15 protein-coding genes and 2 tRNA genes are annotated in these 12,183 nt (G+C 52.9%); all 17 read left to right on the top strand.

The features are described 5' to 3' along the window. Nucleotides 1-114 precede the first annotated feature (114 nt). The 17 genes from pal (at nucleotide 115) to Ga0123461_RS06795 (ending at nucleotide 12,150) form a co-directional block, all read left to right on the top strand. On the top strand, nucleotides 115-603 hold the full coding sequence (gene pal / locus Ga0123461_RS06875; protein WP_100277655.1) for a peptidoglycan-associated lipoprotein Pal: 489 nt from the start codon (nucleotides 115-117) through the stop codon (nucleotides 601-603). Between the two features lie 73 nt (nucleotides 604-676). Next, a complete protein-coding gene (locus Ga0123461_RS06870) occupies nucleotides 677-1,564 on the top strand; it encodes a tetratricopeptide repeat protein (RefSeq protein ID WP_232710068.1) in 888 nt (295 codons plus the stop codon). A 71-nt stretch (nucleotides 1,565-1,635) separates the two neighbouring features. Next, complete coding sequence (locus Ga0123461_RS06865; RefSeq protein WP_100277653.1) at nucleotides 1,636-2,226, top strand: radical SAM protein; 591 nt, start codon at nucleotides 1,636-1,638, stop codon at nucleotides 2,224-2,226. Then, the gene (gene queC, locus Ga0123461_RS06860) at nucleotides 2,223-2,909 is read left to right on the top strand and encodes a 7-cyano-7-deazaguanine synthase QueC (protein ID WP_100277652.1); all 687 of its coding nucleotides are present in this window, start codon (nucleotides 2,223-2,225) and stop codon (nucleotides 2,907-2,909) included. The genes Ga0123461_RS06865 and queC overlap by 4 nt, the downstream gene beginning before the upstream one ends. Nucleotides 2,910-3,047: 138 nt before the next feature. Continuing rightward, nucleotides 3,048-3,476 (top strand): nucleoside-diphosphate kinase, encoded by a 429-nt coding sequence (gene ndk / locus Ga0123461_RS06855; protein ID WP_100277651.1) that lies wholly within the window; start codon nucleotides 3,048-3,050, stop codon nucleotides 3,474-3,476. 23 nt (nucleotides 3,477-3,499) lie between these two features. Then, the gene (gene lysS / locus Ga0123461_RS06850; RefSeq protein ID WP_418289149.1) at nucleotides 3,500-5,011 is read left to right on the top strand and encodes a lysine--tRNA ligase; all 1,512 of its coding nucleotides are present in this window, start codon (nucleotides 3,500-3,502) and stop codon (nucleotides 5,009-5,011) included. Nucleotides 5,012-5,383: 372 nt separating this feature from the next. Beyond that, nucleotides 5,384-6,634 (top strand): lipoprotein-releasing ABC transporter permease subunit, encoded by a 1,251-nt coding sequence (locus Ga0123461_RS06845; RefSeq protein ID WP_232710067.1) that lies wholly within the window; start codon nucleotides 5,384-5,386, stop codon nucleotides 6,632-6,634. Continuing rightward, nucleotides 6,627-7,310 (top strand): ABC transporter ATP-binding protein, encoded by a 684-nt coding sequence (locus tag Ga0123461_RS06840; RefSeq protein WP_100277649.1) that lies wholly within the window; start codon nucleotides 6,627-6,629, stop codon nucleotides 7,308-7,310. The genes Ga0123461_RS06845 and Ga0123461_RS06840 overlap by 8 nt, the downstream gene beginning before the upstream one ends. Before the next feature lie 155 nt (nucleotides 7,311-7,465). Further along, a complete protein-coding gene (locus Ga0123461_RS06835; RefSeq protein ID WP_100277648.1) occupies nucleotides 7,466-7,750 on the top strand; it encodes an integration host factor subunit alpha in 285 nt (94 codons plus the stop codon). Beyond that, nucleotides 7,747-8,118 (top strand): MerR family transcriptional regulator, encoded by a 372-nt coding sequence (locus tag Ga0123461_RS06830; protein WP_100277647.1) that lies wholly within the window; start codon nucleotides 7,747-7,749, stop codon nucleotides 8,116-8,118. Before Ga0123461_RS06835 ends, Ga0123461_RS06830 begins: the two co-directional genes overlap by 4 nt. Nucleotides 8,119-8,400: 282 nt before the next feature. After that, nucleotides 8,401-8,477: transfer RNA gene (locus tag Ga0123461_RS06825), tRNA-Pro, on the top strand. Between the two features lie 82 nt (nucleotides 8,478-8,559). After that, nucleotides 8,560-9,177, top strand: coding sequence for a protein-L-isoaspartate(D-aspartate) O-methyltransferase (locus Ga0123461_RS06820; protein ID WP_100278721.1), 618 nt, complete (start codon nucleotides 8,560-8,562; stop codon nucleotides 9,175-9,177). Continuing rightward, nucleotides 9,174-9,773 (top strand): YqaA family protein, encoded by a 600-nt coding sequence (locus tag Ga0123461_RS06815; RefSeq protein WP_232710064.1) that lies wholly within the window; start codon nucleotides 9,174-9,176, stop codon nucleotides 9,771-9,773. The genes Ga0123461_RS06820 and Ga0123461_RS06815 overlap by 4 nt, the downstream gene beginning before the upstream one ends. Continuing rightward, a complete protein-coding gene (locus Ga0123461_RS06810) occupies nucleotides 9,764-10,525 on the top strand; it encodes a LysM peptidoglycan-binding domain-containing M23 family metallopeptidase (RefSeq protein WP_100277646.1) in 762 nt (253 codons plus the stop codon). Before Ga0123461_RS06815 ends, Ga0123461_RS06810 begins: the two co-directional genes overlap by 10 nt. Before the next feature lie 74 nt (nucleotides 10,526-10,599). Then, complete coding sequence (locus Ga0123461_RS06805) at nucleotides 10,600-11,445, top strand: sigma-70 family RNA polymerase sigma factor (protein WP_100277645.1); 846 nt, start codon at nucleotides 10,600-10,602, stop codon at nucleotides 11,443-11,445. Continuing rightward, nucleotides 11,445-11,972, top strand: coding sequence for an adenine phosphoribosyltransferase (locus Ga0123461_RS06800; RefSeq protein ID WP_100277644.1), 528 nt, complete (start codon nucleotides 11,445-11,447; stop codon nucleotides 11,970-11,972). Before Ga0123461_RS06805 ends, Ga0123461_RS06800 begins: the two co-directional genes overlap by 1 nt. Before the next feature lie 101 nt (nucleotides 11,973-12,073). Further along, a tRNA-Arg gene (locus Ga0123461_RS06795) sits at nucleotides 12,074-12,150 on the top strand. Nucleotides 12,151-12,183 lie beyond the last annotated feature (33 nt).

Here is a 12,183-nt window from a genome sequence, read left to right as displayed (position 1 = left end):
GGGTTTGTGGCACATATCACATGTAGATGTTATAATCGCGGTATAGTTTCGCTTGTTGACTAGAAACAAGTGAATGTCACTATACGCTAATTAGAAGCGCTAAGGGAGAAAATTATGAATTTCAATCGCTCAAAAAAACAGTTGTTACTGATTGCTATCGCATCGGCTGGATTGCTCTTTGCCGGTTGTCAGAAGAAAGTTGAAGTTGCTCCACAGGAAAAACCAGCAGAGGTTGTACAGGAAGTGCAGCCGGTTGTGGAGACCGTAGCGAAGCCATCCAGCAATGCTGTTTACTTTGCATTTGACCAGTCCGACCTAGATGCCGCCGCAAGGGCGACACTGGATGCGAATGCTGCATGGCTGAATGCCAATGGTGCTGTGAATGCTACTGTTGAAGGTAACTGTGATGAGCGCGGTAGCCGCGAGTACAATCTGGCTCTGGGCCAGCGTCGTGCTGACAGTGTCCGTGATTTCCTGATCTCACGTGGTGTGGCTGCTGAACGCATCGATACAGTCTCCTTCGGTGAAGAGCGTCCTGCGTGCCAGGATACTGGCGAAGCTTGCTGGGCTCAGAACCGTCGTGGTGACATTGTCACCCGTTAATTCAATTAGCACTGGAGTAGAGAGGCGGCCATTGGTTTTACCAATGGCCGTTCTTTTGTTGTGTGCGCTAACATTGAGTTCGTGCGCAAAAGAGAAGCCCGGAATCACCTGGGAGCAGGAGAGGGAAGCCACTACCGCTTCCATCGAGGCGATCAAGGTTTCTCAGGATAGAGTTGATGCTGAAGTTCAGGCGAACACACTGAAGCTGGATGAGTTGGATGCCCTTAAGGTGAGCAAGCGGCTGAAGGACCTGGAAAAGGTTAACCGGACGCAACAGGCCCAGATAGATGCGCTGACTGCACGCATCGAAAAGTTTCACCGCAAGAGAAGAGTGATACCCAAGCCGGTAGTGAAGCCCGTTCCGGAGGCAGAGCAGGGTGTACCATCAATGCACAGGACCACGCCTGTTAAGGCGCCTGAAACACCACCAGTCACCACCAAGTCCGAACAGTTTACCGACAGGGGAGCACAGGCAGAGGCTGAAAAGAATGCCTATACCGCAGCCTATCTGGCTTTGAAGAGTGGTCGCTTCGATGAGGCTTCCAGAGGCTTTAATGAACAGCTGGATGTTTTTCCTGATGGTGAGTATGCAGACCAGGCATGGTTCTGGCTGGGGGAGACACGGATTTCGCAGCAGGCGCTCGAGAATGCACTGCATGCATTTAAATATGTGGCCGACCATTATCCGGATAGTGTTAAACATGCTGCCGCGCTACTGAAGCTTGGACAGCTATCCGAGATGTCGAACAGTAAAAAGGCCGCTGCAGGATACTATAGTCGTTTGATCAATGAACATCCCGAAAGCACTCTTGCTGAACAGGCTCAGGCTGCACTTGCTGATATCCAGAAGGTGGAAAGCGCACTCGAGAAGAAGCAGGATGAAAGTTCACCTGAGAAGAAGAGCGATAGCTCAGGTGAAAAGAGGCAGGGTAAAAACCCGTCTGTGGAGAAACCGCAATAATCACTTCAGTTTCACGCTTACGCATTCATGAAATTTACGACAGTGTACAGGGCGAAAGTACTCTGGCTGGCATGCCGTGCACCTTTATCCGGCTGGCTGGCTGCCCGCTACGCTGCCTCTACTGCGATACCACGCAGGCTATTCCTACAGATAGCGGCGCGTGGATGGATATCGATCAGATCATTGATGATGTGCAGCAGCGAGGGCGCCCGCTGGTACTTGTGACTGGAGGTGAGCCTCTTGCGCAGCGAAACTGTATAAAGCTTCTTGAACGGCTGCTGGCTCTCGGTGTCGAGGTGCAGCTTGAGACATCCGGTGCTTACTCTGTTGCCGGGGTGCCTGATGGTGTACGTCGGATTGTCGATATTAAAACCCCTGGCAGTGGTGAGGTTGAGAGGAACCAGCTGGATAACCTGAAGTTGCTCAGGGCAGGGGATGAGATTAAATTCGTTATCTGTAACCGTAGTGATTATGAGTGGTCTCGCGACTTTATCCGAAGCCATGAGCTGGGTGGTGATGATGTGCCGCCACTTCTTTCCACTTCGTGGGGTGAGGTCTCAGCCAGCGATCTGTGTGCATGGATACTTGAAGACCATCTGCCTGCGCGTATGCAGCTGCAGCTGCACAAGGTGATCTGGGGTGCGGAGGCTACCGGGGTATGAGTAAGGCTAAAGCCGTGGTTCTGTTATCGGGTGGGCTTGATTCTAGTACCGCACTGGCATGGGCGGTTAAAGAGATGGGCTGGCAGTGCCATACCGTCGCTTTTGACTATGGTCAGCGTCACCGCATCGAGCTTGCGGCATCGGAGCATGTCGCCCGCTTTTTTGGCGTCACGGATCACCGGACCATCTCTGTGGATATGCGAACGATTGGGCATTCTGCACTTACATCTGATATGCCTGTACCTAAGGATGAGGCGGGTGGAGCAGAGGTTCCCACAACTTATGTACCAGCCCGAAACCTGATTTTCCTCTCACTGGCAGCAGGGCTTGCCGAAACAGTGGGGGCAACCAAGCTGGTGATTGGAGCAAATGTGGTGGATTACTCGGGTTATCCCGACTGTCGGCCTGAGTTTCTAGAGGCATTTGCCCGCTGCGCCCGCATTGGCACCCAGATAGGTGCAGAGGGAGGGACGCTTGATATCGAAGCGCCACTGATCAACCTTGGTAAGTCCGAAATTATCAGTATGGGTCTCAAACTGGGTCTCGATTACGGGCTGACACGCTCCTGCTACGATCCGCTTTCCGATGGCATGCCTTGTGGTCACTGTGACTCCTGTCATTACCGAAAGATCGGTTTTGCCGAGCTCGGCATCTCTGATCCTCTACCATATCCCGATCACTGACGGCTTTATGGCGAGATATTTCATTGGTCTGTTATATCTAAGCCAGCTGTTTTTTAATCTTGGAAGTTGGCATGACCTCCTCTAGAGTGCCGCACCCCGCAGCGGGAAGCTGCAGGGTTATCAAGGGGGATTCCTTAAATGCCAGTTCAACGCACACTTTCAATTATCAAGCCGGATGCTGTAGGTAAGAACGTAATCGGTGATATTATCCGCCGTTTTGAAGAGAATGGACTCTCTGTTATTGCGGCTAAAATGGTGCACCTGAGTGCAGTCGAGGCCGGTGGTTTCTATGCCGTTCATGCTGCCCGCCCATTTTTTGCAGACCTTTGCGCATTCATTAGTTCAGGCCCGGTTCTGGTCCTGGTGCTGGAAGGTAAGAATGCAGTACCACTGAATCGTCAGCTGATGGGTGCAACTAACCCTAAAGAAGCTGAAGCCGGCACGATCCGTGCTGACCATGCTGACTCCATTGATTCCAATGCCGTTCATGGTTCCGACTCAGAAGAGAATGCTGCGATCGAGATCTCATACTTCTTTTCTGATCTGGATTTGCATAGCCGCGGATAAGATACTACATGAGCGACAACGTAGTGGAGCCGGGCACACAGAAGCCTCAGGCTACAGCACAAACCTCCGAGCAGATTCTGGTTCGCCGTGAAAAGCTGAAGCGTATACGCGAGGCTGGTGAAGCGTACCCGAACACGTGGCGAACCGATCACACAACCGCTGAAATTTTTGCGCGATTTGAAGATCAGGACACCTCTCATCTTGAAGAGGTCGGCCATCGTGTCTCTGTAGCCGGTCGTATTATGGCTCACCGCGTTATGGGCAAGTCCAGCTTTGTCCAGATTCAGGATGGTTCTGGCAGGATCCAGCTTTTCCTGAATCGTGACGAGCTTGGTGGCCCCGAAGTGTATAACCCGACCAGAAAATGGGATCTGGGTGATATCGTGGGTGCTGAGGGTGTTCTCTTCAGGACCAAGTCTGATGAGCTCTCTGTTCGCGTATCGCATATTGAGATGGTGTCAAAATGTTTGCGTCCGCTTCCGGAGAAGTGGCACGGACTCTCTGATATCGAAACCCGGTATCGCCAGCGTTATGTTGACCTGATGGTTACGCCTGAGTCGCGTGAAACATTCAGGACACGCTCTAAAGTGGTTTCTCTGTTGCGACAGGGGCTTGAGTCCCGCGACTTTATCGAGGTTGAAACACCAATGCTGCAGACGCAGCCCGGTGGTGCGGCAGCAAGGCCTTTTACCACGCATCACAATGCACTGGATATGGAGCTGTTTCTGCGTATTGCGCCTGAGCTCTACCTGAAGCGTTTGCTGGTTGGTGGTTTTGAGCGCGTCTTTGAGATCAACCGCAACTTTCGTAATGAAGGGCTGGATGCTACCCATAACCCGGAATTTACCATGGTGGAGTTCTACCAGGCGTACGCTGACTTCTCCGATGCCATGGATACAACCGAGGCGTTAATTCGCGGGATCGGTGATGGCCTTGGTGTGACACTGGTGGAGTGGGAAGGGGTGGATATCGACCTTTCCAAGCCGTTCAGACGTATTCGTCTTGATGAGTCTGTGTTTGAGAAGCTTCCAGAGGTGCGCGGCCACGCCAACGATAAGGCGCTGCTGGCCACGGTCTGCATGCGTGTTATTGAAAACTTCAAACCGCTGATCACATGGAAGGCGGGCCACTATCTGGTAGCTCTGTTTGAGGAGTTTGTTGAACCTGAACTGGATCAGCCGACATTTATCACTCATTACCCTGTTGATGTATCACCTTTGGCGCGCCGCAGCAATGATGAACCAACCGTAACGGATCGTTTTGAACTGTTTGTTGCAGGGCGTGAAATCGCTAACGGTTTCTCCGAGCTGAATGATCCTGATGATCAGCGTGGTCGTTTTGTAGCTCAGGCTCAGGCCAAGGCTGCTGGTGACCTTGAAGCTGCCGGAATTGATGAGGACTACCTTCGTGCGCTGGAGTTCGGTATGCCTCCTGCTGCAGGTGTAGGTATTGGCGTAGATCGACTGGTGATGATGTTGACCGGTCAGCACTCAATTCGTGATGTGCTTCTATTCCCTCATATGAGACCGGAGTAATTCTAGAAAAGGGCCTTCGGGCCCTTTTTTTGTTCATCGTGGAATTCTGGAATTATCATCATAGTAACTAACTGAGCTACAGCAAATCAAAGGGATTGTAAGTGAATCAACGTTCACTTGCCCTTTCTTTGATGGCAAAGAAAGAACGAAAGAAAACCACCCCGGAACCAGCCTGCCCTTCGGGTTCCCGATCCTGCATGTTAAAAATCGGCCACGGCTCTCCGCCGCTCTTCTCCGATTTTGAACATTTGTCCCGGCAGCCTGCTAGCGCCACTTGCTCATGTTGATCTCATATATCTGCTTGTATCTGCGCTGCATGTCCTGAAAGATTAGGGTTGTGCTAGATCTATTGTCAGTAGAAGGAGTGAGAGCTTGAAGCAGTGGTTGTTCAGACCGCATGAATGGATGTTGGCGCGCCGCTATTTGCGCTCTCGTCGCAGTGAGCGTTTTGTTTCGCTGATTAGTTGGAGTTCAGGTATTGGTATCGCCATTGGTGTGATGACCCTTATCGTGGTGCTCTCCGTGATGAATGGGGCAGCAAGCGAGATTCGCGACAAAATGCTCGGCTTCTCATCCCACATCGATGTGCAGGGTCCCGGTGATACCCTGGAAGGGTGGAGGGGATGGTTGAAAACGGTGGAGTCACTTCCCGATGTGGAACGTGCCGCGCCCTATGTGCAGGGCCAGGTGTTGGCATCCTACGGAGCACGTGCCTATGGTGCCCTGCTTAAAGGGGTGGATGTGGCCCGTAGTGACGATATCGCCCAGCACATTATCCGCGGCCGTTTTGTGAACTCCGAAGGTTCTCCGTTTCAGGTGGTGATGGGTAAAACACTGGTTAGAAAACTGGGTCTGGAGTTGGGTGACCAGGTGCGTTTGATGTCGCCTTCCGGAGGGATAAGCCCCTCGGGTGCTGCCCCCCGTATGCGTGGTTTTACACTGGTAGGTGTCTTCGACTCAGGGTTTCACGAGTATGATGTGGGCGTGATCCTTACGCCGATTCCCGCTATTCAGCGCCTGAACCGGATGGGTGATGCGGTGACAGGTCTTGAGCTTTTCCTGCATGATCGCGAACTTGCATCCCAGGTCGCCGGTCAGGTGAAATCGGCGCTGCCGTCTGGTGCATGGGTGATTGACTGGCAGCAACGCAATCGCGCATTTTTTAATGCACTTAAAACCGAACGTGTAGCCATGGGGGTGATCCTCTCACTGATCATTATGGTGGCCGTATTTAATATGGTGGCCTCGCTGGTGATGGTGGTGATGGAGCGGCGCAAGGAGATTGCGATTCTCAAAACGATCGGAGCATCACGCCTCTCTGTTATGCGGATCGTGATGCTGATGGGAACCATGCTTAGCGGGATTGGTACGCTGGTCGGCGCAATTCTGGGGCTGCTGCTGGCATGGAAGCTTGATGTGCTGCTGGCATGGATTGAGACCATTACCGGTGTCCAGTTTATGTCAGGAGAGGTCTATTTTATCGATCATATTCCATCGAAAATTGATCCCATGTCGGTCTCTGTGATTGTTATCATCAGTCTAATTATGGGCGTTTTGGCAACACTTTATCCTGCTTGGCGAGCCGCAAGCGTGCCGCCTGCCGAGGCATTAAGATATGAGTGATTCGTTACTGTTCAAGGTTACAGGCCTTTGCAAGGGGTTCGATGCCCCGGCCGGACGACTTGAGATATTGAAGGGGCTGGAGTTCAGCCTGAATGAGGGTGAGTTTCTTGCTGTGGTTGGAGCCTCAGGAAGTGGTAAGTCCACCATGCTGCAGATTCTCGGTACGCTTGAGTCACCTGATCAGGGTGAGATTTTCCTTGAGGGGGAGTCGCTGCTTGGTTTGGGGGAATCAGCCCAGGCTGAGGTGCGTAATCGCAAGATTGGTTTTGTTTATCAGGCCCATCACCTGATTCCCGAGCTTACGGCGCTTGAAAACGTTGCCCTGCCACTGCTTGTGCAGGGCATGAGTGTTTCTGATGCCCAGGCGCGTGGCATGGAGCTTCTTGAACGATTGATGCTTGGTGGGCGGGCACAGCATGTGCCGGCCAGACTTTCAGGTGGTGAGGCGCAGCGCGTGGCGGTGGCCAGGGGGCTGGCAGCACGGCCGCGCCTGATATTGGCTGATGAGCCGACAGGAAACCTTGATGAGCAGAGTGCTCAGGAGGTGTTTGATCTGCTACAGCAGCTTTGCAGGGAAGAGAGGGCTTCTGTTGTCATGGTTACCCATAGCAAGAGTCTGGCAAAGGCGTGCGATCGGATGCTCTCCCTGCATGATGGTGTATTGATTCCATCCTGATGATCTTCTGATTTATGAGATCAATAGCGCTCAGTACGCACTATTTAAACAACGAAAAGCTTTGACAGATCAAAGGCTTCTGCTAACGTTCATAAGTTAATTCTAGCGAGATACCTCTGTTTTCGCTGTAGCTTGAATGAGAGGGACGAGGGAACGTGACCAAAGCCGAGATTGCCAAAGCTATTCATGAACGGGTGGGGCTGACCAAGAAAGAGTCTTCCCAGATTGTTGAATCAGTGCTGAGTGAGATTCGCCAGTCTCTTGAGAAGGGCGAGAATGTGAAGCTTTCAGGTTTCGGTCATTTCATCGTTCGCAAGAAACATGCGCGACGCGGCAGGAATCCAAAAACCGGATCTGACATTACCATTGCACCACGTTCAGTCGTTACATTTCGCGCCAGCCCTCTGCTCAAGGGTAAGCTGATCGAGGGTGATAAATGAATCCTCAGCAGGCGCTTGCAAAGGCTGGGCTAGAGGTTCCAGAGCTTTCCGATAAACTCTTTTTTGCTATTCGTGAAGTCAGTGATATCTGCGGTGTTGAGCCGCATGTGCTGCGTTACTGGGAAACCGAGTTTAAACATATCAAACCTGTGAAGAAGAGCGGTAATCGACGTTTTTATCGTCATCGCGACATCTACGCAATTCTACAGATTAAACACCTTCTCTATGATCTGAATTTTACCATTCGGGGTGCCAAGAAGCGGCTGCTTAATGGTGATCTTGAAGATATCGTTGAACAGAAGGACAGCCAGACGATTCTGAAGCAGCTGAAGCAGGAGTTGTTGGAGATCAACGCACTGCTCGACTGATTAGCCCGCCCTTCGGGTTTCCGATCCTGCGCAATTAAAATCGGCCACGGCTCCGCCGCTCTTCTCCGATTTTGATTGTTTGTCTCGGCAGCCTGCTAGCGGGGAGCAAGCGGTGCTGTCCCGCCGCGCGATAGGTTCATATGGAAAAACAATCTTTGTATTTTTTATAGGCTCAGAGCGTCTTCAATTCAAATATGAAAAAGCGTATTCCAATCTTTGGCTGAAAAGTGCATTTAATCTTACAATGTTGCACAAAATAAGTATGCTTCACCGCCAACTAAACGGGACGTAGCGCAGTCTGGTAGCGCACACGGCTGGGGGCCGTGTGGTCGGAGGTTCGAATCCTCTCGTCCCGACCACTTCTTATGGGGTTTTGCATTGATGGAGTACAACTAGGTGACTTTGCATGCAAGCCTCTCTTATGAGCGTCCGCGCCAGCGAATGGTCACCGATCAGCTTGTGGCGCGCGGTATCGTTGATGCCCGGGTGCTGGCTGCCATGTCTTCGGTACCCAGGCATATGTTTGTTGATCCGGCACTGGTTTCCCGTGCCTACCATGACGCATCACTACCCATCGGTAGTGGCCAGACCATCTCCCAGCCCTATATGGTTGCCCGCATGACCCAGCTCCTGGCACTTAAGGGGCATGAACGTGTGCTGGAGATTGGCACAGGCTGTGGTTATCAGACGGCCGTGCTCTCACGCCTCTGTCGGCGCGTTTACAGCATCGAACGAATCTCTGCGCTGCATGAGCGGGCCCGCCAGAACCTCAGGGCGGCAAGACATGCCAATGTTATGCTCAAATGTGCGGACGGACGCCTTGGCTGGGAAGATTATGCTCCCTATGATGCGATTATTGTCACTGCAGGCGGTTTTGCATCCGATGTATGGTTGCAGCAGCTAAAAACCGGAGGGGTGCTGCTGTTGCCTGAAGGCGATGGTGGTGCGCACAGGCTGGTAAGGCGAACCAAAAACACCCATGGTTACAGCGAGGAGTATTTCGATGCATGTACATTTGTTCCGCTGCTTGAAGGGGTTGAGTCATCGCTGAACCGGTGACGATAGAACCTCGCCGTTCCATGTTTCGGCGCCTTTATGACTGGACGCTTGCTTGGGCCGAGCACCCCAAGGCTGGTGTTGCGCTATTCTGTATTGCGGTGATTGAGGCCAGCGTCTTTCCGATTCCGCCGGATGTGCTGCTGTTGCTGATGTCGATCTCCCGGCCCGAACATGCGTTCCGCTATGCCGCGATCACGACCGCTGGCTCATCCATTGGTGCCGTGATCGGTTATGCCATTGGCATGTTTCTCTTTGTTGCTGTTGCCCAGCCGGTGCTGGAGTTCTATCACGCCATGGAGACCTTCAATCAGGTGCAGGGTAAATTCAACGAGTGGGGCGTCTGGTTTGTTGTTCTGGCTGGTTTCTCTCCGATCCCGTTTAAGATCATTACCATCGCCGCTGGCGCGTTTAATCTCGCTTTTATTCCCTTTATCATTGCTGCAATTCTGGCGCGGGCAGCCCGCTTTTATCTGGAGGCGGCTATCATGCACTGGGGCGGGGAGCCCCTGCGCAGTTTTGTTGAAAAACATTTTCAGCTGTTAACGACCGTGGTTGCAATTGTAGTGATCGGAGGGTTTGCCCTGTTGTGGCTGTAGTCATACGGCTGCTCTGTTTTGTGCTGCTGCTCTCGCTGGCAGGCTGCTACAGCACCAAGCCCGTTACGGGCAAGCACATATCCAGAAGTAGTAAGCCGCAAGCCGTTGTCTATTTCGTTCGTCCCAAAGATACGCTCTATAGCATAGGCAAACGATTCGGGGTCGATTACCACCTTATCGCCAAGCGTAACTATATTCGTAAGCCCTACAGTATCTATGTGGGCCAGCGGCTCTCTATTGATCGCTGGGCACCCAGGCCGCAAGCCCTTCCCTCAGCAAGCATTAAGCGCGCCTACTCAACGCCTGCGAAGAAAAAATCTGTCAAAAAGAGTGCTCGAAACGGTTCGCATAAGTCCAAGGCTGCTGGTTACGAGAAAGGAAAGCTTCTCTGGCCAGTGCGCGCCAAGGTATCAAGTCGTTTCGGGCGCCGGGGAAGTCGCATGCATGATGGCATCGACATCCCGGCCAAGGAGGGGACGCCGGTGCTGGCAGCTGCCAGTGGCGTGGTGGTCTACTCCGATCAGCGGCTGAGTGGTTACGGCAAACTTGTCATTATTCGTCACGGTCGCAATCTTTTCACAGCCTACGCCCATAACCAACGCAACCTGGTGAAGAAGGGGGCAAAGGTGAAGGCGGGGGAGACGATTGCAAGGGTCGGCAGGACAGGGCGCGCCAGTGGCTCCCACCTCCATTTTGAGGTTCGCCAGGGCAGTACACCGGTCGATCCACTTGCCTATTTGCCGCGCCGGTGAGATAGTCGACCTATGTTTCGAGCCTCTGTTTTCGAAGGACAATTTACTTCTCTATTTCAAGCGGTTAGCGGCTGATGCCTAAACAGAAAAGTCTTGAGCCGATGGCCATGTATATGCGGGAGATATCCCGTTATGAGCTGCTGACTCCGGAAGAGGAGGTGGCTCTCTCCATGCGCATCTCCGCGGGCGATGAGGATGCGCGCCACTATATGATCAAAGCGAACCTGCGTCTGGTGGTCAAGATTGCCAGACGTTATATGAATCGCACCCTGGCACTGGGTGATCTGATCGAAGAGGGCAATATTGGACTGATGCGGGCGGTCGAGAAGTTCGATCCGGCTTACGGCTGCCGCTTTTCCACCTATGCCACCTGGTGGATTCGTCAGTCGGTGGAGCGGGCGATCATGAACCAGTCGCGTACCATTCGCCTGCCTGTGCATGTTGCCAAGGAGTACAACGGGGTGATGAGTAGTTTTAATCGCCTGCGTATTTCGCTTGGCCGCGAGCCGAATGAACTTGAAGTTGCCGAGGAGTTGCAGATTCCGCTGGAGCGGGTGCAGGACCTTCTCAGGAGTTCGCTGACCACCGAGAGTGCGGATGTGGTTCGACATGAGGATGGCGATTTTACGATTTACGACATTACGGCAGATGAAAGTGCCGCCTCTCCGAGTCAGGATATGGAGGAGAGGCGTCGTGATGAGATGCTGGCCTCGTGGATGAAACATCTGACACCCAAGGAGCAGGAGGTGGTTCGGCTGCGTTATGGGTTGGGGAGTAACGATGATGCCTGGACGCTTGAGGCCATTGGTGAGCACATCGGCGTAACACGCGAACGCATCCGCCAGATTCAGGTGGCTGCCCTGCAGAAGCTGCGGCGCATGGTGGATAGCGAGGACGTTGATTTTGAGGAGATTATTTGATGGAGCCTGATGAAATTTGCTGGCAGGCGTTGATTCGCGATGTGCCTGACTTTCCCAAACCGGGCATCGTATTCAAGGATATTACCCCGATGCTGGCCAATGGCCCTGCATTTTCAGCTGTCATATCCCAGATGGCGGAGCGGGTAGGCCCCGATGTCGATGCCATTGTTGGTGTGGAGTCGCGCGGCTTTATCTTTGGTGCCGCACTGGCATTTAAGCTCGGGCTCGGGCTGGTGACCGTGCGCAAACCGGGTAAGTTGCCTGCCGATATTCACAGCGTTGAGTATGAGCTGGAGTATGGCGTGGACCGGCTTGAGATCCATCGCGATGCCCTGAGCCGGGGACACAAGGTTGTCATCGTCGATGATCTGCTGGCGACCGGTGGAACTGCGGCTGCAACGGTGGAGCTGGTGCGTAAACTTGGCGCTGATGTGGAGAGCTGTCTCTTCGCTATTGAGCTCGCATTTCTTGATGGTCGAGGGGCCTTGGAAGATGTGAGGGTGGAGAGCCTGCTAAGCTTTAAATAGGACGCCCGACGTTGAAGTTAAAGGGCATGATTCATCGTGCATTCGGTTGTGAAGCCGTTATGATTCATCGCACGATTGGAATGAAAATATCATGCCCGTCAGCCCTCGTAGCTCAGATGGATAGAGCGGCCGCCTCCTAAGCGGCAGGCCACACGTTCGAATCGTGTCGAGGGCACCATTTATAATAGAGTGAAATGCTGAATATCGCAGC

Source organism: Mariprofundus aestuarium (assembly GCF_002795805.1).
In the GTDB taxonomy this organism is placed as follows: Bacteria; Pseudomonadota; Zetaproteobacteria; order Mariprofundales; family Mariprofundaceae; genus Mariprofundus; species Mariprofundus aestuarium.
Note: the sequence above shows the minus strand (reverse complement) of the source record. Positions and strands in the feature narration are given on the sequence as shown.

Bases quoted from the DNA above. Each gene is read 5' to 3' on its own strand.
- pal (WP_100277655.1), top strand. From the start codon at position 115: ATGAATTTCAATCGCTCAAAAAAACAGTTGTTACTGATTGCTATCGCA.
- Ga0123461_RS06805 (WP_100277645.1), top strand. From the start codon at position 10,600: ATGCCTAAACAGAAAAGTCTTGAGCCGATGGCCATGTATATGCGGGAG.
- Ga0123461_RS06830 (WP_100277647.1), top strand. From the start codon at position 7,747: ATGAATCCTCAGCAGGCGCTTGCAAAGGCTGGGCTAGAGGTTCCAGAG.
- Ga0123461_RS06820 (WP_100278721.1), top strand. From the start codon at position 8,560: ATGGTCACCGATCAGCTTGTGGCGCGCGGTATCGTTGATGCCCGGGTG.
- Ga0123461_RS06865 (WP_100277653.1), top strand. From the start codon at position 1,636: ATGCCGTGCACCTTTATCCGGCTGGCTGGCTGCCCGCTACGCTGCCTC.
- queC (WP_100277652.1), top strand. From the start codon at position 2,223: ATGAGTAAGGCTAAAGCCGTGGTTCTGTTATCGGGTGGGCTTGATTCT.
- ndk (WP_100277651.1), top strand. From the start codon at position 3,048: ATGCCAGTTCAACGCACACTTTCAATTATCAAGCCGGATGCTGTAGGT.
- Ga0123461_RS06800 (WP_100277644.1), top strand. From the start codon at position 11,445: ATGGAGCCTGATGAAATTTGCTGGCAGGCGTTGATTCGCGATGTGCCT.
- Ga0123461_RS06840 (WP_100277649.1), top strand. From the start codon at position 6,627: ATGAGTGATTCGTTACTGTTCAAGGTTACAGGCCTTTGCAAGGGGTTC.